General features: G+C 70.7%; 22 protein-coding genes. 4 read left to right on the top strand and 18 right to left on the bottom strand.

Annotated features, from left to right (window positions below):
* Nucleotides 1–95: 95 nt before the first annotated feature.
* The 17 genes from ABD481_RS12885 to ABD481_RS12805 form a co-directional block, all read right to left on the bottom strand.
* Nucleotides 96–1,694: an ABC-F family ATP-binding cassette domain-containing protein gene (locus ABD481_RS12885; protein WP_344665842.1), complete on the bottom strand. Its 1,599-nt coding sequence runs from the start codon at nt 1,692–1,694 to the stop codon at nt 96–98.
* Nucleotides 1,695–1,767: 73 nt separating this feature from the next.
* The gene (locus ABD481_RS12880; RefSeq protein ID WP_344665841.1) at nt 1,768–2,295 is read right to left on the bottom strand and encodes an NUDIX hydrolase; all 528 of its coding nucleotides are present in this window, start codon (nt 2,293–2,295) and stop codon (nt 1,768–1,770) included.
* Nucleotides 2,296–2,558: 263 nt separating this feature from the next.
* The gene (locus ABD481_RS12875; RefSeq protein WP_344665840.1) at nt 2,559–2,882 is read right to left on the bottom strand and encodes a metal-sulfur cluster assembly factor; all 324 of its coding nucleotides are present in this window, start codon (nt 2,880–2,882) and stop codon (nt 2,559–2,561) included.
* Nucleotides 2,879–3,361, bottom strand: coding sequence for a Fe-S cluster assembly sulfur transfer protein SufU (gene sufU / locus ABD481_RS12870; RefSeq protein ID WP_344665839.1), 483 nt, complete (start codon nt 3,359–3,361; stop codon nt 2,879–2,881). The genes ABD481_RS12875 and sufU overlap by 4 nt, the downstream gene beginning before the upstream one ends.
* Nucleotides 3,362–3,406: 45 nt before the next feature.
* Nucleotides 3,407–4,663: a cysteine desulfurase gene (locus ABD481_RS12865; RefSeq protein ID WP_344665838.1), complete on the bottom strand. Its 1,257-nt coding sequence runs from the start codon at nt 4,661–4,663 to the stop codon at nt 3,407–3,409.
* Nucleotides 4,664–4,669: 6 nt separating this feature from the next.
* Nucleotides 4,670–5,428: a Fe-S cluster assembly ATPase SufC gene (gene sufC / locus ABD481_RS12860; protein ID WP_344665837.1), complete on the bottom strand. Its 759-nt coding sequence runs from the start codon at nt 5,426–5,428 to the stop codon at nt 4,670–4,672.
* Nucleotides 5,429–5,434: 6 nt separating this feature from the next.
* Nucleotides 5,435–5,773: a non-heme iron oxygenase ferredoxin subunit gene (locus tag ABD481_RS12855; RefSeq protein WP_344665836.1), complete on the bottom strand. Its 339-nt coding sequence runs from the start codon at nt 5,771–5,773 to the stop codon at nt 5,435–5,437.
* Nucleotides 5,770–6,993 carry a Fe-S cluster assembly protein SufD gene (sufD, locus tag ABD481_RS12850; protein WP_344665835.1) on the bottom strand — a complete coding sequence of 408 codons (1,224 nt, stop codon included), beginning with the start codon at nt 6,991–6,993 and terminating at the stop codon, nt 5,770–5,772. Before sufD ends, ABD481_RS12855 begins: the two co-directional genes overlap by 4 nt.
* A 61-nt stretch (nt 6,994–7,054) precedes the next feature.
* Nucleotides 7,055–8,467, bottom strand: a complete 1,413-nt coding sequence (sufB, locus tag ABD481_RS12845; protein WP_344665834.1) for a Fe-S cluster assembly protein SufB — start codon at nt 8,465–8,467, stop codon at nt 7,055–7,057.
* The gene (locus ABD481_RS12840) at nt 8,464–9,195 is read right to left on the bottom strand and encodes a helix-turn-helix transcriptional regulator (RefSeq protein ID WP_344665906.1); all 732 of its coding nucleotides are present in this window, start codon (nt 9,193–9,195) and stop codon (nt 8,464–8,466) included. The genes sufB and ABD481_RS12840 overlap by 4 nt, the downstream gene beginning before the upstream one ends.
* Nucleotides 9,196–9,391: 196 nt before the next feature.
* A complete protein-coding gene (locus ABD481_RS12835) occupies nt 9,392–10,267 on the bottom strand; it encodes an ROK family protein (protein WP_344665833.1) in 876 nt (291 codons plus the stop codon).
* Nucleotides 10,268–10,368: 101 nt separating this feature from the next.
* The gene (mgrA, locus tag ABD481_RS12830) at nt 10,369–11,379 is read right to left on the bottom strand and encodes an L-glyceraldehyde 3-phosphate reductase (protein ID WP_344665832.1); all 1,011 of its coding nucleotides are present in this window, start codon (nt 11,377–11,379) and stop codon (nt 10,369–10,371) included.
* A gap of 5 nt (nt 11,380–11,384) precedes the next feature.
* Nucleotides 11,385–14,423 (bottom strand): alpha-mannosidase, encoded by a 3,039-nt coding sequence (locus ABD481_RS12825; RefSeq protein ID WP_344665831.1) that lies wholly within the window; start codon nt 14,421–14,423, stop codon nt 11,385–11,387.
* On the bottom strand, nt 14,413–15,696 hold the full coding sequence (locus ABD481_RS12820; protein WP_344665830.1) for a glycoside hydrolase 5 family protein: 1,284 nt from the start codon (nt 15,694–15,696) through the stop codon (nt 14,413–14,415). The genes ABD481_RS12825 and ABD481_RS12820 overlap by 11 nt, the downstream gene beginning before the upstream one ends.
* 119 nt (nt 15,697–15,815) lie before the next feature.
* The gene (locus ABD481_RS12815; RefSeq protein WP_344665829.1) at nt 15,816–16,751 is read right to left on the bottom strand and encodes a carbohydrate ABC transporter permease; all 936 of its coding nucleotides are present in this window, start codon (nt 16,749–16,751) and stop codon (nt 15,816–15,818) included.
* Entirely contained in the window at nt 16,751–17,632 is an 882-nt protein-coding gene (locus ABD481_RS12810) for a carbohydrate ABC transporter permease (protein WP_344665828.1), read from the bottom strand. Before ABD481_RS12810 ends, ABD481_RS12815 begins: the two co-directional genes overlap by 1 nt.
* A gap of 50 nt (nt 17,633–17,682) precedes the next feature.
* A complete protein-coding gene (locus tag ABD481_RS12805) occupies nt 17,683–18,984 on the bottom strand; it encodes an ABC transporter substrate-binding protein (protein WP_344665827.1) in 1,302 nt (433 codons plus the stop codon).
* A gap of 224 nt (nt 18,985–19,208) precedes the next feature.
* On the opposite strand from ABD481_RS12805, the gene ABD481_RS12800 reads away from it, so the two are divergent.
* The 4 genes from ABD481_RS12800 (at nt 19,209) to ABD481_RS12785 (ending at nt 23,369) form a co-directional block, all read left to right on the top strand.
* Nucleotides 19,209–20,240, top strand: coding sequence for a LacI family DNA-binding transcriptional regulator (locus ABD481_RS12800; protein WP_344665826.1), 1,032 nt, complete (start codon nt 19,209–19,211; stop codon nt 20,238–20,240).
* Between the two features lie 330 nt (nt 20,241–20,570).
* Complete coding sequence (locus ABD481_RS12795) at nt 20,571–21,497, top strand: ABC transporter ATP-binding protein (protein ID WP_344665825.1); 927 nt, start codon at nt 20,571–20,573, stop codon at nt 21,495–21,497.
* Between the two features lie 32 nt (nt 21,498–21,529).
* Nucleotides 21,530–22,318: an ABC transporter permease gene (locus ABD481_RS12790; protein ID WP_344665905.1), complete on the top strand. Its 789-nt coding sequence runs from the start codon at nt 21,530–21,532 to the stop codon at nt 22,316–22,318.
* A 7-nt stretch (nt 22,319–22,325) separates the two neighbouring features.
* Complete coding sequence (locus ABD481_RS12785; protein ID WP_344665824.1) at nt 22,326–23,369, top strand: COX15/CtaA family protein; 1,044 nt, start codon at nt 22,326–22,328, stop codon at nt 23,367–23,369.
* 91 nt (nt 23,370–23,460) lie between these two features.
* On the opposite strand, the gene manA is transcribed toward ABD481_RS12785, so the two are convergent.
* Nucleotides 23,461–24,663 carry a mannose-6-phosphate isomerase, class I gene (manA, locus tag ABD481_RS12780; RefSeq protein WP_344665823.1) on the bottom strand — a complete coding sequence of 401 codons (1,203 nt, stop codon included), beginning with the start codon at nt 24,661–24,663 and terminating at the stop codon, nt 23,461–23,463.
* Between the last annotated feature and the right edge of the window lie 14 nt (nt 24,664–24,677).

Here is a 24,677-nt window from a genome sequence, read left to right as displayed (position 1 = left end):
GCAGGCCATCGGGCGTCGTCCCGCGCCCGTGGTCGAGGTTCTTGCTGTCGGCGCGGCGCCGGCCCGGGGCCCGGCGCCGCGCCGCCCGGGCCCGATCAGGCCAGCGACACCAGATCCAGGTACTGCTCGCTCCACATGTCCTCGTCCCCGTCCGGCAGCAGGATGACCCGCTCCGGCTGCAGGGCCAGCACGGCACCCTCGTCGTGCGTCACCATGATGACAGCGCCCTCATACGTCCCCAGCGCGCCGAGGATCTCCGCCCGCGACGCCGGGTCCAGGTTGTTGGTGGGCTCGTCGAGCAGCAGCACGTTCGCGGTGGAGACCACCAGCGTCGCCAGCGCCAGCCGGGTCTTCTCCCCGCCGGAGAGCACGCCCGCCGGCTTGTCCACGTCGTCGCCGGAGAACAGGAAGCTGCCCAGCGTCTTGCGGACGTCGGCGAGGTCCAGGTCCGGCGCGGCGCTGCGCATGTTCTCCAGCACCGTCCGCTCGGGATCGAGCGTCTCGTGCTCCTGCGCGTAGTAGCCGAGCTTGAGCCCGTGCCCCTCCTCGACCTTGCCGGTGTCCGGCTGCTCCACGCCGCCCAGCAGCCGCAGCAGGGTGGTCTTGCCGGCGCCGTTCAGGCCGAGGATGACCACCTTGGAGCCCCGGTCCACCGCCAGGTCGACATCGGTGAACACCTCCAGCGACCCGTAGGACTTGGACAGGCCGGTGGCCATCAGCGGCGTCTTCCCGCACGGCGCCGGCGTCGGGAAGCGCAGCTTGGCCACCTTGTCCGACTGCCGCACCTCCTCCAGCCCGGCCAGCATCCGCTCGGCCCGCCGCGCCATGTTCTGCGCCGCGACGGTCTTGGTCGCCGACGCGCGCATTTTGTCGGCCTGCGCGTTCAGGGCCGCGGCCTTCTTCTCCGCGTTCGCGCGCTCGCGCTTGCGGCGGCGCTCGTCGTCCTCGCGCTGCTTGAGGTAGAGCTTCCAGCCCATGTTGTAGTAGTCGATGGCGGCGCGGTTGGCGTCCAGGTGGAACACCTTGTTCACGCACGACTCGACCAGGTTCACGTCGTGGGAGATGACGATGAACCCGCCCTTGTAGGCCTTCAGGAAGTCCCGCAGCCAGACGATCGAGTCGGCGTCGAGGTGGTTGGTGGGCTCGTCGAGCAGCAGCACCTCGTTGTCCCCGAACAGGATCCGGGACAGCTCCACCCGGCGGCGCTGACCGCCGGACAGGGTGTGCAGCGGCTGGGCGAGGACGCGCTCGGGCAGTCCCAGGGCCGCGGAGATGGTCGCGGCCTCGGATTCGGCGGCGTAGCCGCCGGCGGCGAGGAACTCGTCCTCCAGCCGCGCGTAGCGCCGCATCGCCTTCTCGTGGACGGCGACGTCGGTCGAGGCCATCCGCGCCTCGTTCTCCTGCATCCGGCGCCGGATCTCGTCCAGGCCGCGCGCGGACAGGATCCGGTCGCGGGCTATGACGTCCATGTCGCCGGTGCGCGGGTCCTGGGGCAGATAGCCGACCGGGCCGGAACGGCTGATCGTCCCGGAGGCCGGGATGGTCTCCCCGGCCAGGGTCTTGGTGAGGGTGGTCTTGCCGGCCCCGTTGCGGCCCACCAGGCCGATGCGGTCGCCGGGGCCGACCCGGAAGGAGGCCTTCTCGATCAGGATTCGGCTGCCGGCCCGGAGCTCGACGTCGGTGGCGGTGATCACGACGCACCATTTTACGGGGCGCCGGACGTGCTCCCGGCCACCCGTACCGCGCCCGGCCCCGGACGCGGCGGTCTCAGATCGCCTGCAGCCCCGCGATCAGCCGGCTCCCCAGGCCCCGGTCCACCCGCTTGCTGTCCCGCCAGCACACCGCGAAGGACCGTCCGGCCCGCCAGGAGCTCAGCGCGGTGCGGGTGTACCCGACCGTCGCCGAGGGCAGCTCGTCGACCTTGAACCAGCCCAACTGCTCGCATTTGCCCGGCTCGGCGTTCACCGGCCCGCCGGACCAGCGGCTCGCGGTGAAGAACAGCTGCATCTGCGGCTCGCCGCCGGCCTCCCGGTGGTGGACCGTCACCGCGTGTTCCAGATCACCGGGGTCGATCCGCACACCCAGTTCCTCGCGCGCCTCGCGCACGAGCGCCTGCATGGCGTCCTCGCCGGACTCCACGTGCCCGGTGGGGACGTGCCAGCGCCCGGCGCCCCACACGCTGCCCTTGCGCAGGCCCAACAGAACCCGGCCGTCGTCGGGCCGCTGCAATATGAGATGGACGGCCAGCAGGCACGAGGCCCGGGCCTTGTCCGACGCCTGTCGGGTTGCGGACACAAGCTCCCCCTTTGAACACGCGGCACTTGACCATCTCGTTACGTCAACAGGTACCAACCTACCCACACGTACCGGGCTCTACGCAAGACTCAAATGCACATGCATTCGGCGAGTGCGACAGCTGAACCGTTTTCGCCAGGCCCTCCGCCACCGACAAAACCGCCCGATCCGCAACGGATCGGGCGGCCGACGGCCCTCCGGCGGGTCGCCGGAGAATCAGGAGTCTCAGTCAGTGGAACGCAGAACCCTCACAGGGTGAATGCTCACACGTTGAACCCGAGCGCGCGCAGCTGCTCGCGCCCGTCGTCGGTGATCTTGTCCGGACCCCACGGCGGCATCCACACCCAGTTCACCCGGAAATCGGCGACCAGGCCGTCCAGCGCCATCCGCATCTGGTCCTCGATGACGTCCTGCAGCGGACACGCCGCCGAGGTCAGCGTCATGTCGACGGTCGCGATGTTCGCGTCGTCCACCGTCAGCCCGTAGACCAGGCCGAGGTCCACGACGTTGATGCCCAGCTCCGGGTCCACCACGTCGCGCAGCGCCTCGGTGACGTCGTCCACGGGCGCGATCTCTGTCGTGCTCATGCCTTCACCCTGTTCTTGTCGCTCTTGTCCTCCGCCGCGAGCGCCTGGGCGGTCGCGTCCTTCCACGCCATCCACGACAGCAGCGCGCACTTCACCCGGGCCGGGTACTTGGAGACGCCGGCGAACGCCACCGCGTCCTCCAGCACCTCCTCGTGCTCCTCGGCGAACTCCTGGCCCTCGCCCCGGGACTGCATCAGTTGCAGGAAGGTCTCCTGGACCTCACGCGCCTGCTGCACGCTCTTGCCGATCAGCAGGTCGGCCAGCACCGAGGCCGAGGCCTGGCTGATCGAGCAGCCCTGGGACTCGTAGGAGATGTCGCTGATCACGTCGCCGTCCAGGTCGACGCGCATGGTCACCTCGTCGCCGCACGTCGGGTTGACGTGGTGCACCTGCGAGGCGAACGGCTCCCGCAGGCCCTTGTGGTGCGGGTTGCGGTAGTGGTCCAGGATGATCTCCTGGTACATCGATTCCAGCTGCATCCTCTGCTTACCTCCCAGCCTTCGCGGCGGTCCCGGTCGGGCTCTCTAGACTCCGAAGAACCGCTTCACCTCGTCCAGGCCCTCGATCAGGGCGTCGACCTCGGCGGGCGTGGAGTACAGGTAGAACGACGCTCGCGTGGTCGCGGGAATTCCGAACCGCACGCACACCGGCCGCGCGCAGTGGTGGCCGACCCGCACCGCGATGCCGTGCTCGTCGAGCACCTGGCCGACGTCGTGCGGGTGGATGTCGCCCAGCGTGAACGAGATCGCCGCGCCGCGGTCGTCGGTGGTGTTCGGGCCGATGATCCGCAGCCCGTCGACCTCCTGCAGCCGCTTGAGCGCGTACTCGGTGATCGCGTGCTCGTGCGCGGCCACGTTGTCCATGCCGATGCCGTTGAGGTAGTCCACGGCCGCGCCCAGGGCGACGACCTCGGCGATCGGCGGCGTGCCGGCCTCGTACTTGTGCGGCAGGCCGGCGTAGGTGGACTTCTCCATGGTGACGGTCTGGATCATCTCGCCGCCGCCGAGGAACGGGGGCAGCTCCTCCAGCAGGTCCCGGCGGCCCCACAGCACGCCGATGCCGGTCGGGCCGAGCATCTTGTGGCCGGTGAAGGCCACGAAGTCGGCGCCCAGGGCCTGCACGTCCAGCCTCTGGTGCGGCGCCGACTGCGAGGCGTCCAGCACCACCAGCGCGCCGACCTCGTGCGCCCGCTTCACGATCGTCTCGACCGGGTTGACGGTGCCCAGGATGTTGGAGATGTGGACCAGCGAGACCACCTTGGTGCGCTCGTTGATCAGCTCGTCGAGGTTCGACAGGTCCAGGCGGCCCTCGTCGGTGATCCCGAACCAGCGCAGCTTGGCGCCGATCCGCTCGGCGGTGAGCTGCCACGGCACGATGTTGGAGTGGTGCTCCATCTCGGTGACCACGATCTCGTCGCCGGGGCGGATGCCGTAGGGCTCGCCGGCCCAGCCCAGCACGTTGGCGACCAGGTTCAGCGCCTCGGAGGAGTTCTTGGTGAACACCACCTCCTCGCGCGGGGCGTTGATGAACGCGGCCACCTTGTCACGGCCGCCCTCGTACAGCGCGGTCGCCTCCTCGGCCAGGACGTGGATGCCGCGGTGCACGTTGGCGTTGTGCATCGAGTAGTACTCGACGATGGCGTCGATGACCTGCTTCGGCGACTGCGAGGTCGCCGCGTTGTCCAGGTAGACGAGCTTCTTGTCGCCGTGGACGGTGCGGTGCAGGATCGGGAAGTCCTCGCGGATCCGGTCCGTGTCCAGGAACTGAGGGGTGATGACCATGGAAAATCAGGCTCCAGCCTTGGCGTAGCTTTCGTAACCCTCGGATTCCAGCTTGTCGGCCAGTTCCGGGCCACCCGATTCCACGATGCGGCCCTCGGAGAAGACGTGCACGTGGTCCGGCTTGATGTAGCGCAGGATCCGCGTGTAGTGGGTGATCAGCAGAACGCCGACCTCGCCGCTCTCGCGGACCCGGTTCACACCCTCGGAGACGGTCTTCAGCGCGTCCACGTCCAGGCCGGAGTCGGTCTCGTCGAGGATCGCGATCCGCGGCTTGAGCAGCTCCATCTGGAGGATCTCGTGGCGCTTCTTCTCCCCGCCGGAGAAGCCCTCGTTCACGTTGCGCTCGGCGAAGGCCTTGTCCATCTGGATGGTCTCCATGGCCTGGTTGACCTCCTTGACCCAGGTGCGGAGCTTGGGGGCCTCGCCGCGGATCGCGGTCGCCGCGGTGCGCAGGAAGTTGGAGACGGTGACGCCGGGGATCTCCACCGGGTACTGCATCGCCAGGAACATGCCGGCCCGGGCCCGCTCGTCCACGGTCATCGCCAGGACGTCCTCGCCGTCCAGGGTCACGGTGCCCGAGGTGATGGTGTACTTCGGGTGCCCGGCGATCGAGTAGGCCAGGGTGGACTTGCCCGAGCCGTTGGGGCCCATGATGGCGTGCGTCTCGCCCTGCTTCACGGTGAGGTTCACCCCGCGCAGGATCTCGCGCGGGCCGCCCTCGCCCTCGACGGTGACGTGCAGGTCCTTGATCTCCAAAGTCGCCATGACTTGTTACGCCTCCTTCACGGCGACGTACAGGTCATCGCCTTCGATCTTCACGGGGTACACCGGCACCGGCTCGGTGGCCGGCAGGCTGGACGGCTTGCCGGTCTTCAGGTCGAACATCGAGCCGTGCAGCCAGCACTCGATCTCGCAGTCCACGACCTCGCCCTCGGACAGCGCCACGTTGGCGTGCGAGCACACGTCGTGGATCGCGTAGTACTCGCCGCCGTGCAGCACCACCGCCACCGGGGTCTCGCCGACCACGACCGCCTTGGGCTGGTCCGGAGTCACCTCGGACACCCCGCAGGCCCGGGTCCAGGTCTGCTCGGCGTGCTGCGGCCCGCTCACGCCACCGCTCCGGCCAGCTCGTCCTCGACCTTGGCCATCAGCCGCTCCTCCAGCTCGGCGATGCCGATCCGGCCGATGACGTCGGCGAAGAAGCCGCGCACCACCAGGCGGCGGGCCTCGTCCTCGGGGATGCCGCGGGCCTGGAGGTAGAACAGCTGCTCGTCGTCGAACCGGCCGGTGGCGCTGGCGTGGCCGGCGCCGACGATCTCGCCGGTCTCGATCTCCAGGTTCGGCACCGAGTCGGCGCGGGCGCCGTCGGTGAGCACCAGGTTGCGGTTCAGCTCGTAGGTGTCGGTCTGCTCGGCCTCGGCGCGGATCAGCACGTCGCCGACCCACACCGTGTGCGCGTCCTGGCCCTGGAGCGCGCCCTTGTAGGTGACGCGGGACTTGCAGTGCGTGGCGCTGTGGTCGACCAGCAGCCGCTGCTCCAGGTGCTGGCCGGCGTCGGCGAAGTAGACGCCGAGCAGCTCGGCGTCGCCGCCGGGCGCGGTGTACGCCACCCGCGGGGTCAGCCGGACCAGGTCGCCGCCGAAGCTGACGTTGATGGACTGGAACCGCGCGTCGCAGGCCAGCCGGGTCTGCTGCTGCGACAGGTGCACCGCGTCGTCGGCCCAGTCCTGCAGCGCGATGACGGTGAGCGAGGCGCTGTCGCCGACCAGGAACTGCACGTTCTCGGAGTAGACGGCGCTGCCCTGGTAGTCCAGGACCACCACGGCCTTGGCGAACGGCTTGACGTCGATCAGCACGTTGCCGAAGGCGGTGCCGCCGACGCCGGTGACGGCGATCCGCACCGGCTCGGCGAGCTCGGCCTCGGCCGGGACCGTCACCACGGTGGCTTCCGAGAAGTTCGCCCAGGCCAGGGCCGAGGTGCGGTCCACCGGCGCGCCGGCCGTGCCCAGGCGGGCGTCCTCGCGGCCCACGGTCTCCACCGTGACCGGCTCCGGCGCGGTGACCTCGACGGCCACCTTGCCGTCGGCCGACGGGTCCTCGTGCAGTCCCCGCAGGCGTTTGAGCGGGGTGAAGCGCCAGTCCTCCTCGCGGCCGGTCAGCACCGGGAAGTCCGCGGGGTCGAAGGAGGTGTGGCGCTCCACGCGCGCGTCGGTCGGCTGGCTCACGGCGCGGCCGGTGCCCGGGCCGGCGAGGCGGTTGCCCGCGCCGGGCTCGTTCACGGTCACGGCGGCCGCGGTCTTGGCGCCCACCTGGTTCTGCGGGTCAGACATCGATGTCCCGTATCTCGTGGTTCTTAGTGGTCTTCTCGTTCCGGGGCGGGGTCGGCCGCGATCAGCCGACGGCGCCTTCCATCTGCAGCTCGATGAGCCGGTTGAGCTCCAGCGCGTACTCCATCGGCAGCTCCCGGGCGATCGGCTCGACGAAGCCGCGCACGATCATCGCCATCGCCTCGTCCTCGGTCATGCCGCGGCTCATCAGGTAGAACAGCTGGTCCTCGCTGACCTTGGAGACCGTCGCCTCGTGGCCCATGGACACGTCGTCCTCGCGGACGTCCACGTAGGGGTAGGTGTCGGAGCGGGAGACGGTGTCGACCAGCAGCGCGTCGCACTTCACGGTGGACTTGCTGTGGTGCGCGCCCTCCTGGACCTGGACCAGGCCGCGGTAGGAGGTGCGGCCGCCGCCGCGGGCCACCGACTTGGAGATGATCGTCGAGGAGGTGTGCGGCGCGGCGTGCACCATCTTGGCGCCGGCGTCCTGGTGCTGGCCCTCGCCGGCGAAGGCGACGGACAGCGTCTCGCCCTTGGCGTGCTCGCCGAGCAGCCAGACCGCCGGGTACTTCATCGTCACCTTGGAGCCGATGTTGCCGTCGATCCACTCCATGGTGGCGCCGGCCTGCGCGGCGGCCCGCTTGGTCACCAGGTTGTAGACGTTGTTCGACCAGTTCTGGATGGTGGTGTAGCGGACGCGGGCGTTCTTCTTCACCACGATCTCCACGACCGCCGAGTGCAGCGAGTCCGAGGAGTAGACCGGGGCGGTGCAGCCCTCGACGTAGTGGACGTAGGAGTCCTCGTCGGCGATGATCAGGGTCCGCTCGAACTGGCCCATGTTCTCGGTGTTGATCCGGAAGTAGGCCTGGAGCGGGATCTGGACGTGCACGCCCTTGGGGACGTAGATGAACGACCCGCCGGACCACACCGCGGTGTTCAGCGCGGAGAACTTGTTGTCCCCGGTCGGGATCACCGTCGCGAAGTGCTCGCGGAACAGCTCCGGGTACTCCTTCAGAGCGGTGTCGGTGTCCAGGAAGATGACACCCTGCTCCTCCAGCTCCTTGTTGATCTGGTGGTAGACGACCTCGGACTCGTACTGCGCGGCGACACCGGCGATCAGGCGCTGCTTCTCCGCCTCCGGGATGCCGAGCTTGTCGTAGGTGTTCTTGATGTCCTCGGGCAGCTCGTCCCAGGAAGCGGCCTGCTTCTCGGTGGAGCGGACGAAGTACTTGATGTTGTCGAAGTCGATGCCGCCCAGGTCGGCGCCCCACACCGGCATCGGCTTCTTCTCGAACAGCCGCAGCCCGCGCAGCCGCATCTGGAGCATCCACTCCGGCTCGTTCTTCTTCGCGGAGATGTCGCGGACGACGTCCTCGTTCAGGCCGCGGCGCGCCGCGGCGCCCGCGACGTCCGAGTCGGCCCAGCCGTACTCGTAGGTCCCGAGGCCTTCGAGCTGCTCGTGCGAGGTGGTGGTCATGATGCGTTCCCTCCGGAAGCCTCGGTGGTCTTGCTGGTCCCGGTGGCTGAAGCTGTCATCGGGATGAAAGTCGTACAGACGCCGTCGCCGTGGGCGATGGTCGCGAGTCGTTGGACATGGGTGCCCAGCAGTTCGGCGAAGGCCTCGGTCTCGGCCTCGCACAACTGCGGGAACTGCTCGGCGACGTGCGCCACCGGGCAGTGGTGCTGGCACAGCTGCCCGCCGGCGGCCGGAGCCTTGCCGGACTCGCGCAGCGTGGCGGCGTATCCCTCCTCGGTGAGGAGCTTGGCCAGCAGCGCCGGCCGCTCCTCGGCGGGCACGCCCTGGAGCCGTTCGCGGAAGCGGTCGGCGAGCTCGGCGACGCGCTTGCGCGCGAAGGCGTCCACCGCGTCGCTCCCGGCGTTGTCGGCCAGGAACTTCAGGGCTTCGACAGCGAGCTGGTCGTAGGCCTGGTAGAAAACGCCCCGGCCGCGGTCGGTGAGCGCGAACACCTTGGCCGGACGGCCGCGGCCGCGCTGCCCGTAGGTCCGCTGCTGCCGCGCCTCGACCAGGTTCTCGGCGAGCAGGGCGTCAAGATGCCGACGCACGCCGGCGGGGGTCATCTTCAGCCGCTTGCCGAGATCGACGGCGGTCGAGGGCCCGTTCGCGAGAATCGAGCGCGCGACCCGGTTGCGGGTACCGACGTGCACGTCAGAGGCATCGTCGGCGGACGACGACACACTGGCGATCTGGTTCGGCACGCTTTCCACAACACCAGTGTGCCTTTATTCGTTCCCGCGTACCAAGTAAGGGAGACCTAATAAGTCACGCGACTGTGACGTAATTCACGCGCGGTGAACACCCGGCGAACAGCGGCCGCCCCGAGCCTACGCCTGGCGCTCCGACGGCTCGGCAGCGGGCGGCCGCAACGCCTCGGCTACCCCGCTACACCTCGGCGTGCCCGACCAGAGCCGCCGCGCCGATCAAGCCCGCGTCGCCCCCGAGCGCCGCCGTCTGCACGGTCACGTCGCGCGTGAACGACAGCCGCGCGTACTCCTTCAAATGCTCGCGCAGCGGGCCGAACAGCAGGTCGCCGGCCTTCGACACGCCGCCGCCGATCACCGCGGTCTCGATGTCCACCAGCGCCGCGGTGCCGGCGATGGCCGCCGCCAGGGCCTTGGCCGACAGATCGAACGAGGCCAGGGCCGCCGCGTCGCCGGCCCGCGCCGCCTCGGCGACCTCGATCGCCGACGTGCTCCCCACGCGGGCGGCGATCGCCGTGCCGCTGGCGACGACCTCCAGGCAGCCGCGCGAACCGCAGGGGCACGGCGGCCCGTCCAGCTCCACGCACATGTGGCCGATGTGGCCGGCGTTGCCGCTGGGGCCCGGCCGGAGCCGGCCGCCCAGGATCAGGCCGCCGCCGACGCCGGTCGAGACGACCATGCACAGCGCGTTCTCGCGGCCCCGGGCCGCCCCGCGCCAGTGCTCGCCGGCCGCCATCGCCACGCCGTCCCCGGCCAGGGTCACCGGCCGGTCGGTGGCCTCGGCCACCCGGGCGACCAGCGGGAAATCGCGCCAGGCGGGGATGTTCACCGGGCTGATCGTGCCCTTGGCCGCGTCGATGGGCCCGGCGCTGCCGATCCCGACCGCCCGCACCCGCTCCCAGCGCGGATCCGCCATCAGCCGCCCGAGCAGGGCCTCGACCGCCGTCACCGGCTCCTCGGCGGGCGTCGGGTGCTCGTGCCGGGCGAGCAGCTCGCCCCCGCTGTCGACCAGGCCCGCCGCGATTTTCGTGCCGCCGATGTCGATGGCCGCGTACACACTGCCTCCGGAATGCTCTTAGATGGGAGAAGCCGCCGAGCTGGGGGCTCAGGATCTCCAGCTCGGCGGCGGTTTCGAAAAGCGGCGGCGCGCCGGTCCGGTCAGCCCAGGGCCAGCGTGTCGATCGCGGCCAGCTCCTCGGCGGAGAACTCCGGCCCGGACACCGCGGCCACGTTCTCCTCCAGCTGCTTGACCGACGAGGCCCCGATCAGCGCCGAGGTCATCCGCGGGTCGCGGAAGACCCACTGCGTGGCCATCTGCGCCAGCGACTGCCCGCGCTTGGCGGCCAGGTCGTTCAGCCCGCGCAGGCGCTCCAGCAGCTCCGGCGTCAGGGCGGCCTCCTTCAGGAAGTGCCCGACCGAGGCGCGCGAGCCGGCCGGGACGGTGCCGTCCAGGTAGCGCGAGGTGAGCAGGCCCTGCTGCAACGGGCTGAAGGCGATGCAGCCCATCCCGGCCTCGGCGGTGGCGTCGAGCAGCGAGTCCTTCTCGATCCAGCGGTTCAGGATCGAGTACGACGGCTGGTGGATCAGAGCCCGCACGCCCATCCCGCGCAGGATCTCCGCCGCCTCCCGGGTCTTCTCGGCGGTGTACGACGAGATGCCGACGTAGAGCGCCTTGCCCTGCTGCACCGCGGTGGCCAGCGCGCCCATCGTCTCCTCCAGCGGAGTCTCCGGGTCGAAGCGGTGCGAGTAGAAAATGTCGACGTGGTCCAGGCCCATCCGGGCCAGCGACTGGTCGAGCGAGGCCAGCAGGTACTTGCGCGAGCCCCACTCGCCGTACGGCCCGGGCCACATGTCGTAGCCGGCCTTGGTCGAGATCACCATCTCGTCCCGGTAGGGCCGGAAGTCCTGTGCGAACACCCGGCCGAAGTTGATCTCGGCCGAGCCGTACGGCGGTCCGTAGTTGTTCGCCAGGTCGAAGTGGGTGATCCCGAGGTCGAAGGCGCGCCGCAGGATGGCCCGCTGGTCGGCCAGCGGCTTGGTGTCGCCGAAGTTGTGCCACAGCCCGAGCGAGACCACGGGCAGTTTCAGCCCGCTGTTCCCGGTGCGCCGGTACGGCATCCGGCCGTCGTAGCGCGCGGGGTCGGCGGCGTAGGTGGTCAGGACGTCCATGCGGTTCAGGCCTCCGAGGTGCCGGTGGAGAGGTCAGCGCGGATGAAGCGGAGCGTGACGAGCTGGAAGGGCCGCAGGCCCAGCCGGAGCGTGTCGCCCTCGGACTCCACCGACACACCCTCTCGGCTGATCGGCCGCTCAAGCAAATCGCAGATCTCCAGGCCCGAGAACCCGAAGTTCGGGGTGATGCGCGCCGCGGCCCGGCCGCCGTGCGCCTCGTAGACGCGCAGCACGACGTCGCCGCCGCGGTCGTCGGCGAGCTTGATCGCGGAGGCGACGACGGCGTCGTTGTCGATGGCGAACAAAGGTTCGACCACGCCGGAGCCCGCGACCCGCCGCTCGGCCAGGTTCACCGCGTACCCCTCCCGCACCGCGTCGCCGATGCCGGCGCCCACCACCAGCGCGTGCCGGAACCGGTGCACGCCCTGGTCGGTCTCCGGGGCCGGGAAGCGCGGCGCGCGCAGCAGCGAGACGCGGGCCGTGGTGGTGGTGCCGCCGTCCTCCCGCACGGTGCGGGTGACGTCGTGGCCGTAGGTCGAACCGCTGACCAGGGCGACCCCCCAGCCCGGCTCCTCGAAGTGCACGAACCGGTGGTTGCAGGCCTCGAACTTCGCGGCCTCCCACGAGGTGTTGGTGTGCGTCGGCCGGAAGAGGTGGCCGAACTGCGTCTCGGAGGCGTAGCGGTCGGCGTGGATGTCCAGGGGGAACGCCAGCTTGAGGAACTTCTCGGTCTCGTGCCAGTCCACCTCGGTCGCGAGGTCCAGGCGCTTGGCGCCGGCCACGAGGGACAGTGTCTGCTCGGCCCGCGACGCGCCGAAGGTCCGGGTCACCCGCACCCCGCCGGGCACGGCCTCGACGGCGTCGGCACCGGTCAGGTCCGTGACCGTGTTGCGGTAGAACTCGTCGACGTCCCAGGCGTCCCACATGTTCGGGAAGTCCGGGTGGATCTGGAGCAGGTTCGCCGCCGAGCCCGGCGCCACGGCCTCCCGGCCGTCCGCGCGGTCGACCACCGACACCACCAGGCCGGAGCCGTCGATCTCGACCCGGACCAGGCCGTTGTCCAGGATGTAGCCGCCGGACGCGCGCGGCGCCGCCGCGACCGGCTCGGCGTCGGCGACGGCCGCCGCGGCACCGGCCGGGACCCCGGACCGGAGGTGCGGCGTGCTGTTGAACAGCACCTCGCCGTCCCCGGCGCCGACGAGTTCGGCCTGCGCCGCGCCGATGATCCCTTCCAGCTCCTCGCCGAGCCGCCGGTAGGTGGCCTCCGCCTCGCGGTGCACCCACGCGATCGACGACCCCGGCAGGATGTCGTGGAACTGGTGCAGCAGAACTGTCTTCCAGATCCGGTCCAGCTGCTCGTGGGGATATTCGGAGCCGCTCCGCACCGCCGCCGTCGCGGCCCACAGCTCGGCCTCGCGCAACAGGTGCTCGCTGCGCCGGTTCCCCTGCTTCGTCCCGGCCTGGCTGGTCAGCGTCGCCCGGTGCAGCTCCAGGTACAGCTCCCCCACCCACACCGGCGGGTTCTGATATTCGGCCTCGGCCTTGGCGAAGAAGTCCGCGGGCTTCTCCCACTCGACCTTCGCCGAGCCCTCCAGGTCCCGCATCCGCTTGGCCTTGGCGATCATCTCGCGGGTGGTCCCGCCGCCGCCGTCGCCCCAGCCGGTCGGGGCCAGCGACACCGACGCGCGGCCCTTGTCCTTGAAGTTGCGCGCGGCATGCGCGATCTCGCTGCCCTTCATCGAGCAGTTGTACGTGTCGATCGGCGGGAAGTGCGTGAAGATCCGGGTGCCGTCGACGCCCTCCCACAAGAACGTGTGGTGCGGGAACTTGTTGATCCGGCTCCAGGAGATCTTCTGCGTCAACAGCCACTTCGAGCCGGCCGCCTTGATGATCTGCGGCAGGCCGCCGGCGAAGCCGAAAGTGTCCGGCAGCCAGGCCTCGTCGTTCTCGACGCCGAACTCCTCCAGGAAGAAGCGCTTGCCGTGCACGAACTGCCGGGCCATCGCCTCCGAGCCGGGCATGTTCGTGTCCGACTCCACCCACATGCCGCCGGCCGGCACGAAGCGGCCGTCGGCCACCGCCTTCTTCACCTTCTCGTAGACCTCGGGGCGGTGGGTCTTGATGAAGTCGTACTGCGCGGCCTGCGACATCGTGTAGATGAAGTCCGGCTCGTCGGCCAGCAGCGCGGTCATGTTCGCGGTGGTGCGCGCGACCTTGCGGACCGTCTCGCGCAGCGGCCACAGCCATGCCGAGTCGATGTGCGCGTGGCCGACGGCGGAGATCCGGTGTGCCGAGGGCACGGCGGGCTTGGCCAGCACCGGCGCCAGGCACTCGCGCGCCGCGGCGGCGGTGGCGTTCACGTCCTGCAGGTCGATCGCGTCCAGCGCCTGCTCGACGGCGCGCACGATCTCGTACCGGCGCGCCGAGTCCTCTGGCAGCTCCAGCATCAGCTCGCCGAGCACTTCCAGATCGGCGACCAGGTTCCACACGGTCTCGTCGAAGACCGCCAGGTCCAGCCGCTCCAGCCGGTACTGCGGCTGGTCGCCGGCCGTCTCCTTCTCGCCGAGCAGCGTCGGCAGGAAGGGGTGGTAGTCCAGGATCACCGGGTTGGAGGCCGCCTCGACATGCAGCAGCACCTCTTCGCCGCCGGCCGCGCGCTCGGCCACCCGCACCCACTGGTTACGGGGGTTCAGGCCCTTCACCGGCGAGCCGTCGGGCCGGTAGACCAGGCCCTCGCACTGGAAGCCGGGCATGTTCTGGTCGAATCCGAGGTCGATGATCGCCTCGACGGTCTTCCCGGCCCACTCGGCCGGGACCGTGCCCTCGACGGTGAGCCAGCTGGTCCCCCACGGGGCGCCCCACTTCGCGCCCACCGCTATCGGCTCGCGAGGCGCCGCCAGACCCTCGGCCACCGGCACCGGCTCGCCCGGGGCGACCCAGATCGCAGCGGTCAGCGGAACCGATTCCGGGTAGACCGCCGGCGCGATGCGCTCCTCCAGGACACGCTTGAGCCGCTGCTCCACCAAGGCCCGGTTATCGTGCATCGCGATTGCTCCAAACGTCCTCGACCGTCAGCACCTCGGTGATGCCGCGTGCAGTCAGATGATTCTTATCCTCGGCGAGGCCTTCCAGCACCACGGCCGGGCGCACACCGACCTCCAGCAGGCGCATGTAGGCCTCGTAGAAACTCCCGCCGGGCGCGCAGACGGCGCGCGCCGTCACGGCCTCGGGCAGATCGACGGCCAGCGCGGTGGTGCGCGGGGCCGGCGGCGTCCAGTGCGCGCGGGTCTGGCCGGCGATCTTCGCCAGCTCCAGCCCGGCCGGCTTGGGCTCGCGGCCCGTGGTCAGCAGCCCCAGGCTGTACTCCAGCTCCGGGAAGTCGGCCAGCGCGCGGTCCACGTCGTGCGAGCACCACCAGGTGATCCCCCACAGGTCCGGGCAGTCCAGGGCGTGGGCCACGGTGGCCCGGGTGAACTCGGCGGCCCGGTCGGCCGGGATGTGCGGCTGCGGCGCCCCGACCTCCTGGAGCCACACCGGCCGGTGCGGGTCCACGGCCCAGGCCTTCGAGAGTTCGATCAGGTACTCGGCGTGGTGCGCCACGGCCGTGGAGTCCGAGCCGTAGCGCTGCTGGGTGCCGTTGAACACCCAGGAGTGGATCGTGGTCGCGGCGCCCTGCCGGGCGGAGTGCGCCGGGGTGAACGGATGGTCGTCGAGGTACCAGGCGGCGTCATAGGAACAGTGCAGGTGGAACTTGCCCGGGGCGCCCTGCTCGCAGGCCTCGAGCATCCGGTCCAGCCAGGCGGCGGCCTGCGCGGGGGTGATCCGGTCGGGGTCCGGGTGCGGGTCGCCGGAGAACTGGTTGGTCTCGTTGCCCAGCGTCAGGCCGATGAAGTGGGGCCGGTCGGCCAGCGCCGCGGCCAGGGTGCGCAGGTACTCGGCCTCCCCGGCCAGGACGTCCGGGTCGGTGAACATGTTCCGGCGGTGCCAGCTGGTGATCCAGGACGGCTGGAAGTCGAAGCTGGACAGGTGGCCCTGGAGGCCGTCGACGTTGACGTCCAGCCCGCGCTCCCCCGCGGCGTCGGCCAGCGCCACCAGCTGCTCCACCGCGCGCGGGCGGATCAGCGTGCGGTTGGGCTGGAACAGCGGCCACAGCGGGAACACCCGCACGTGGTCCAGGCCCAGCGCGGCGATCGAGTCCAGGTCGGCGCGCACGGCGTCGAGGTCGAAGTCGAGCCAGTGGTGGAACCACCCGGCGCTCGGGGTGTAGTTGACGCCGAAGCGCGGGGCGGCGGCCGGAGCCTGCGGGTCTGCGGTCATATCCGGGGCTGGTCCCTTGTGAGTGTGCGTGTGCTGGGTACGCGTGCTGGGTGCGGGTGCTGGGTACGCGTGCTCGGTGCGGTGCGAAGGCCCGGGACGCCGGGCGCGGATCAGCCGGATCAGCCCTTGATGGCGCCCTCGGCCACTCCGCGGAAGAAGTACCGCTGCAAGCCCAGGAACAGCGCCAGGATCGGGATCAGCGCGATCATCGTGCCGGCCGCGATCACCCGCGGGTCGTGGGACCACTGGCCGTCCAGATAGGACAGGCCGACGGTCAGCGTGAGCTTGTCCGGGGTCTGGAGCACCAACAGCGGCCACAAGAAGTCGTCCCAGGCGCCGATGAAGGCGAAGATCGAGATGACGCTGAGCACGCCCTTGACTGCCGGGATGCCGATGAACCGCAGCCGCTGCACGGCGTTGGCGCCGTCGATGATCGCGGCCTCCTCGACCTCCTTGGGCAGCGCCAGGAACGCGTTGCGCATCAGCAGCACGTTGGTCATCGCGATCATGTCCGGCAGGCAGACGCCCAGCAGCGTGTCGCCCAGGCCCAGGTTGGTGATGAACTGGAACTTGGAGATGATCGTGACCTCGGCGGGCAGGATCAGCGTCGAGACGAACACCCCGAGCAGCAGCTTGCGGCCCTTGAACTTCAGCCGCGCGAGCACGTACCCGGCCAGGGTGGCGCCGACGACGTTGCCGGCGACGTTGACGAACGCCACGGTCAGCGAGTTGACCGCGAAGTGCCAGACCGGGATGGTCCGCTGCACCTGGCCGAAGTTGTCCAGCGTCGGGTGCCGCGGCAGCAGGTGGATGCTCTGGGTGAAGACGTCCTCGGTCTTGCTTTTCAGCGCGGTCGACAGCTCCCACAGCATGGGGCCGATCGAGACCAGCAGCACGATCGTCAGGATGAGGTAGCGGAAGACCAGACCGGTCCGGGTCGGCGCGTCGAAGATCGGCGAGCGGCCCTTGCGGTCGGGATGGGGCAGCGCGCGCCCGCGCGGTGCGACGCGGCGCTCCTGGAGCTCGCGGGGCTCGTCGGCGGTGGTCGCGGTCATCAGGATTCCTCCTGCGCGTGCTTGTTCAGGCGGGTGAGGAACAGCAGCGGGATCGCGGTCAGGAAGAACAGGAACACGCTGATGGCGCTGGCGTAGCCGAGGCGGCCGTCGCTGCCGGAGGCGGCCTGCTGGACCAGCATCACGATCGAGACGTCCTGGCCGCCGACGCCGCCGGTGCGGCCGCCGAGGATGTAGAGCTCGGTGAACACCCGCATCGCGTTCACCGCGATCAGCACGGAGATCAGGATCATGGTGCCGCGCACCCCGGGCACGGTGACGCTCCAGAACCGGCGCACCGACCCGGCGCCGTCCACCGCGGCCGCCTCGTGCAGGTCCCGGCGCACGCTGCCGAGCGCGGACATGTACAGCACCATGTAGTAGCCCAGTCCCTTCCACACGGTCAGCGCCACCGCGGACAGCAGCAGCAGCCAACGGTCGGTCAGGAACGGGATGGTCTTGTGCAGGAAGCCCAGCGACTGCGCCAGGTTGTTGATCAGGCCGCGGTCGTCGAGCAGCCACTTCCAGATCAGCGCCACGGTCACCGCCGAGGCGATGACCGGGAAGTAGAACGCGGTCCGGAAGAAGGCGATGCCGGGGATCTGCCGCTGCACCAGCAGGGCCAGCAGCAGCGGCAGCACGGTCAGCAGCGGGACGCAGACCACCATGAAGATGATCGTGTTCACCACCGCGTCCCGGATGTGCGGGTCGTGCCAGAGCAGCCAGTAGTTCTTGAGGCCGATGAAGTGCCCACCGGTCAGCTGGTGCACGTTGGTGAACGACAACGTGATCGTGTTGACGGCCGGCCACACGCTGAACAGCGCGAGCCAGATCAGCGCCGGGAGCATCAACAGCCAGGGCGTGTAGAACCGGTGGGACCTCATCGGCTTCCTCTTCACTCTTCTCTCGAGAAATCAGGACGGGAGAGCCGAGCTCACTGGCTGAGCAGCGCGTTCGCCTGGTTGACGGTGTTGTCCAGCGCCTGCTTGGCGGACTCCTTGCCGGTCATCGCCTTGGCGATCTCCTGGTTCAGGACGGTGTTCATCGCGTCGGTCCAGATCGGCGGCGTGAAGTTCACCGCGGTGGTCAGATCCTTGTACGCGATCACCGAGGCGTCACCCTGCGGCGTGCCGTCGCTCTTGCTGTACTCCGGGTCGTCGGCGGAGGCGGCCGAGCCGGGCAGGAAGCCCGGGGCCAGCTTGATGAACGCGACCTGGTTCTCGTTGTTCGTGACGAACTCGGCGAAGGCCAGGGCCAGCGGCAGGTTCTTGCTCCTGCTGGCCACCGACAGGCCCTGCACGTAGAGCGGCGCGGTGTCCAGCGCCGGCGAGGGCAGGACGTTCTCGGCCAGCGACGGGTTGTCCTGCTTCAGGCTGGTGATCAGGTTGCCGCCGCCGGTGGTCCAGGCCACCTGCTGCTTGCTGAACAGCGCCGAGTTGCCCTCGTAGGCGTTGTCCAGGACGTTGGAGGGCAGGTAGCCGGCCTTGTAGGCCTGGGTGTACTTGTCCAGCATCGCCGCGGCCGGGTCGGTGTTGAAGGCGAACTTCGTGCCGTCGTCGCTGAGCAGCTTGGTGCCGGTGTTGGCGATGTCCGACAGGCCCGGGGCCCGGGACATCAGGTAGTCCTTGCCGCCGGAGTTGTCGTGCATGGTCTTGGCCTGCGCGACCAGCTCGTCGAAGGTCTTCGGGGGCTTGGTGGCGTCCAGGCCGTCCTTGGCCATCAGCGCCTTGTTCCAGTAGCTCACGTCGGTACCGAGGTACCAGGGGAAGCCGAAGTTCGAGCCCGCCTTGTCGATGTCCTGGTAGCTGTAGGCGTTCAGGCCGCTCTTGACCCAGTCGGTGTCCAGCGTCGGGACGTTCTTCCTCAAGTCCAGCAGGTTGCCGGTCTTGGCCACCGCGTGCGCGATGTCCGGCGGCAGGTTGATCACGTCCGGCAGGCTGCCGGTGGCCACCTGGCTGGTGACCTTGGTCGGGTAGCCGTCGCCGGGCTGGTCGATCCAGTTGACGTCGGTGCCCGGGTGCGCCGCCTTGAAGTCCGCGATCAGCTTGGTGAAGTACGGCGTGAACTTGTCGTTCTTCAACGACCACGTCTGGAACGTGATGGAGCCCGACAGCGCCGCGGTGGTGGCGACGGTCCGGTCGGCGTCCTTCGTCGACGCCTTGCTGCCGACGCCGCAGCCGGCGGTCAGCAACGTCGCGGCCACGGCTATAGCGGATACCGCGGTGGTCCTGCGCATGGTGATGACTCCCGATCTTCGCAGTGTGAGGGGATCTTCAATGGAGCGTTCGGGTCGTTCAGGAGTGCGGAGCTGATTGCCGAGAGATTACTAAACCGCTCTAGTAAATGGGGACTATGCTCTGCTCGATCCGGGGTGTCAAGAGCCGCGCCGGAAAGCGCCGCCCGCCTCGTACCGCCTTTCGCCGCCGCGGCCGACACGCCGCAGCGACCCCTGGGGGAACCGTGACCAGACCGACCATCGACGACATCGCCCGCCGGGCCGGCGTGTCCAAGAGCGCCGTCTCGTTCGCGCTCAACGACCGCCCGGGGGTAAGTCCCGCCACCCGCGAGCGCATCCTGCGGGCGGCCGCCGAGATGAACTGGCGGCCGCACAAGGCGGCGCGCGCCCTGGGCGGCGCCCGCGCCGACGCCGTCGGGCTGGTGGTGGCCAGGCCGGCGCAGACCATCGGCGCCGAGCCGTTCTTCGGTCTGCTGCTCGCCGGGCTGCAAGCCGGGCTCTCGGCCCGCTCGGTGGCGCTGCACCTGATGATCGTCGAGGACACCGCCGCCGAGATCGAGGTCTACCGGCGCTGGACCTCCGAACGGCACGTGGACGGCTTCGTCGTGGTGGACCTGCACTATCGCGACCGGCGGGTCCCGGTGCTGGAGGAGCTGGGCGTGCCGGCCGTGGTGCTCGGCGGCCCGAGCGGCCACGGCACGCTGCCCGGCGTCTGGGCCGACGACCGCGAGGCGATGCTGTCCCTGGTCGACTACCTGGCCGCGCTCGGCCACCGCCGGATCGCGCACGTCGCCGGCGACGAGGCGTTCCACCACACCCGCCGCCGGATGCGGGCGCTGAAGGACGGCGCCCGCCGCCTGCACCTGGCCGACGCCTTCTCGGTGCCCACCGACTTCAGCGACGCCCAGGGCGCCTCGGCGACCCGCGCGCTGCTGGCCGGGCCGCGCCGCCCCACCGCGGTGATCTTCGACTCGGACGTGATGGCGGTCGCCGGCCTGGCGGTGGCGGCGGAGATGGGCGTGGCGGTGCCGGCCGGGCTGTCGGTGGTGTCATTCGAGGACTCCCTGCTCACCCGCATCGTGCACCCGGCGGTCACGGCGCTGGGCCGCGACACCTTCGGTCTGGGCGGCCAGGTCGCGGCAACGCTGCTGGCCGCGATCGACGAACCGGGGTCGGTGCGGGACGTGCGGACGGCGACCCCGCGGCTGACCGTGCGGGAGAGCACCCGCGCCCCTTACACAGCGCGAAAGGCGTGAACCGGCCCAGTGATCTTCTCAACCGGTTCAGTGAACGATCGCGCCGATGGCCGTCGACCAGGACGGCGGGGACGATGGAGCACTCCCACGGATCCGCGGGATCCGGGCGCTTCCCAGTGTGGCCCGGGGGTCGCGGGTCGGCATGACGACTTCCGGCGCGGGCCCCTCCCACCGGTGTTCCCGGCGGCCGGCGCGGCCCCCTCGCGCATCCTCCGATGTGCGCTTTCCCACGTCCTGGTGCCGCTCGCAGCCCTCCCGCGCAGCGTGTGGCGCACATAACATCGTCACCCGGCGCCGAGCACCCCGCCGAGGCTTCGTAGAATCTCCGCTATGGGACAACCAGCCGTAGAAGTGACCGGCCTGGTCAAGAGGTACGGCGCGAAGACCGCGGTGGACGGCTTGAACCTCCAAGTGGAGACCGGGACCATCACCGCCGTACTCGGCCCGAACGGGGCCGGGAAGACCTCGACCATCGAGTGCTGCGAGGGCTACCGCAAGCCCGACGGCGGCACCGTCCGCGTCCTCGGGCTGGACCCGGTCGCCGAGGGGGAGCGGCTGCGGCCCCGGATCGGGGTGATGCTCCAGTCCGGCGGCATCTACCCGACCGTGCGCGCGGTGGAGATGCTGGAGCACACCGCCAAGCTCTACGCGAACCCCCTGGACACCGGCGCCCTGATCGAGCGCCTCGGGCTCGGCTCGGCCGGCCGCACCCCGTTCCGCCGGCTCTCCGGCGGCCAGCAGCAGCGCCTGTCGCTGGCCCTGGCCGTGGTCGGGCGGCCGGAGCTGGTGTTCCTGGACGAGCCGACCGCCGGGCTGGACGTGCAGGCCCGGCACGCCACCTGGGAGCTGATCGAGCAGCTGCGCCGGGACGGCGTCACCGTGGTGCTCACCACCCACCTGCTCGACGAGGCCGAGCGGCTGGCCGACTCGGTGGCGATCGTCGACGCCGGCCGGGTCATCGCCCACGACACCCCGGCCGGCCTGGCCGCCGCGAACGGGACCGCGGACACCGCGATCCGCTTCACCGCCCCGCCCGGCCTGGACCTGGCCGACCTGCTGGCCGGGCTGCCGGCCGGCCTGAGCGCGGTCGAGCAGCCGCCCGGCGGCTACACCGTGGGCGGCGACATCACCCCGGACGTGCTGGCCCGGGTGACCGCGTGGTGTGCCGCCAAGGACGTGATGCCGCAAGGGCTGAGCGTGGGACGCCGTACCCTCGAAGACGTCTTCCTCGATCTGACCGGACGGGAACTCCGTTGACCGCCACCGCCTCCGCCGACGAGACCGGCGCCATGAAGGCCTCGCGCGCCGCCGCGCCGCTGAGCTTCGCCCCGGCGCCGGGCGCCGCCCCGGCGTCCCGGATGATCCTGGCCCAGGCCGGGCACGAGGTCCGGCTGATGCTCCGCAACCCGGAGCAGCTGCTGCTGACCATCGTGATCCCGGCGCTGATGATGGTGCTGTTCTCCGGGGAGTCGCTGATCGCCACCGACGGGCCCGGCAAGCGCATCGACTTCTACACCCCCGGCCTGTTCGGCGCCGCGGTGCTGTCCACGGCGTTCACCGGCCTGGCCATCGGCACCGGCTTCGAGCGCCGCTACGGCGTGCTCAAGCGGATGGGCGCCACGCCGCTGCCCCGCTGGGGCCTGGTGGTGGCCAAGGCGCTGTGCGTGCTGTGCGTGGAGGCCATCCAGATCGCGCTGCTCTCGGTCATCGCGCTGGCCATGGGCTGGCAGCCGCACGGCGACCCGCTGGCGGTGGTGCTGCTGGTGGTGCTGGCCACCGGGACCTTCGCGGGCCTGGGCCTGCTGATGGCCGGCACCCTGCGCGCCGAGGCCACCCTGGGCCTGGCGAACTTCGTCTTCCTGCTGCTGCTGGCCGGCGGCGGAGTGATCATCCCGCTGTCGAAGTTCCCCTCCGGCGTACGCCCCGTGCTCGACGCCCTCCCGATCACCGCCCTCACCAACGGCCTGCGCGACGTGCTCCAGCACGGTGCCACACTGCCCTGGGCCAACGTCGGTATCCTCGCCGCCTGGGCCGTGGCCGCGATCGCGGCCGCCGCCCGGACCTTCAAGTGGGAGTAGCAGGACCATGACGCAGACCGCCGGGGACGCGACCGGCACAGCCACGAGCACTCCGGCGGTCGACCCCGCAGGTCCCGCGGGTCCTGCGGGTCCCGCCGCCCTCGCCCCGGCCGTCCCCCGCCGCCGGGCCGCCGACCCGCGCCGCCTGCTCGCCTGGCGCCCGACCCCGGCCGTCGTCCAGGCGGCCTGCCTGGCCGCGCTGATCGCCAACATCGGCATCATCGTCACCGGCGGCGCGGTCCGGCTCACCGGTTCCGGCCTGGGCTGCCCGACCTGGCCCACCTGCACCGACGACAGCCTGGTCCCGACCAGCCGGCTCGGCGCGTACGGCGCGGTCGAGTTCACCAACCGGATGCTGACTCCCGGCGTCTCGATCGCGGTCGGCGCGGCGCTTGTGGCGTGCCTGCGCTGGCATCCGCGCCGCTCGGCCCTGATCAAGCTGTCCTGGCTGCTGTTCGCCGGCGTGGTGGTGCAGGCGGTCATCGGCGGCATCTCGGTGCGCACCCACCTGGCCCCGATCTGGGTCGCGGTGCACATGCTGGTGTCGCTGGCGATGGTCGCGCTGTCCTACGTGCTGTGGACCCGCAGCCACGAGCCGGGCGACGCCGCACCGACCCCGACCGTGCAGCCGATCCTGCGGCAGCTCGGCTATGTGCTCACGGCCGGGGTCGCCGCCCTGCTCGCCGCCGGCACCGTGGTCACCGGCAGCGGCCCGCACTCCGGCGCCAAGGCCGGCGACCCGGGCAACAAGCGCTTCCCGCTGACCCCGGCCAACGCCACCCAGCTGCACGCCGACCTGGTGTTCCTGGTGGTCGGCCTGACCATCGCGCTGTGGTTCGCGCTGAAGGCCACCGGAGCGGCGCCCCGGATCCTTGCCAAGGTCCGCGACCTGTTCCTGGTGCTGATGGCGCAGGGCGTGATCGGCTACGTCCAGTACTTCACCCACCTGCCGGTGCTGCTGGTCGGCATCCACATGTTCGGCGCGGCCCTGGTCTGGGTTGCGACCTGGCGGGTACTGCTGGCCATGCGCGAGCGGCCGGAATCGGCCTGAACCATCCTGAACGACAGCGTGTCCCCGGCCTGATGCTCGCAGGCCGGGGACACGTCTATATATACGTGCACTACAGCGTGGGTCGCTGTTCTCAGACGCCGGGCGCGGCCACCACCAGCTCGGCCAGACCCGAGACCTCAACCGCGCCTTCGCGAGCCGGCACGAAGGCCGACTCGCCCTGGGTCAGGGTCAGCGCGCCCCGGGTGCCGCGCAGCTCGACCTCGCCGGACAGGGCCAGCACGATCCGCGGCCCGGTGCCCGGCAGATCGGCACGCAGCGTGGTCTTGGTGTCCAGGACCACGTGGTACAGCCGGAACTCCGGCGCCGGGGTGTCGAACTCCTCGACCCCGGCCCCGAGCGCCTTGCCCCGGCGCACCGGGACCGGCACCGAGGCGTCCATGACCCGCAGCAGCTCGGGGACGTCGATGTGCTTGGGCGTCAGCCCGGCGCGCAGCACGTTGTCGGAGTTGGCGAGCAGCTCGATCCCGGTGCCGCGCAGGTAGGCGTGCAGGCCGCCGGCCTCCAGGAAGATGGCCTCGCCGGGCTTGAGCACCACGCGCTTCATCAGCAGCATGGCGACCAGCCCGATGTCGCCGGGGAAGTCGCGGGCGACCTGGAGCACGGCGGCGAAGTCGGCGGCCAGGTCGCCGTCCTTGTCCGCGCCCCGGCCGGCGGCGTCGACGACGTCGGCGACCAGCCGCTCCCGGGTGTCGGCGGGCCACTCCAGCAGCTTGCCGATCACCGCCGCCACGGTGTCGGGCCGCGGGCGGTCCGCGAGCTCGGCACGCAGCGGCTCCAGCTCGTCGACGCCCAGCTCGACCACGGCGGCCAGCACCCGCTCGGCGTCGGCGGCGTCCCGGCAGCCGGCCAGCGCCTCGAAGTCGGTGAGCGCCATCAGGATCTCCGGCTTGGGCCAGTCGTCCACGTAGTTCCGGTTCGGGTCCCCGGCCGCGACGCCGCGCTCCTGCTCGGCGGCGTAGCCGGCCTCGGCCTGGGCCCGGGTGGGATGGGTCTGGATGGACAGCGCCTTGGCCGCCGAGAGCACCTTGAGCAGGAACGGCAGCCGGTTCTGGAACCGGGCGGCGATCTGCGGGCCGAGCATCCCCACCGGGTCGGCGGAGACGAAGTCCAGCAGCGTGGCCTCGCCGCCGTCGATCCCGGACGGGGCGCTGGGGTGCGCGCCCATCCAGAGCTCGGCCTCGGGCTGCCCTGAGGGCTCCCGGCCGAGCAGGTCGCTGATGGCCCTGGGCGATCCCCAGGCGTAGTGCTGGGTGGTATTGGTCAGCCGATACACGTTTCCACAGGCTA

This window comes from Catenulispora yoronensis (genome assembly GCF_039531695.1).
GTDB lineage: Bacteria > Actinomycetota > Actinomycetes > Streptomycetales > Catenulisporaceae > Catenulispora > Catenulispora yoronensis.
Note: the sequence above shows the minus strand (reverse complement) of the source record. Positions and strands in the feature narration are given on the sequence as shown.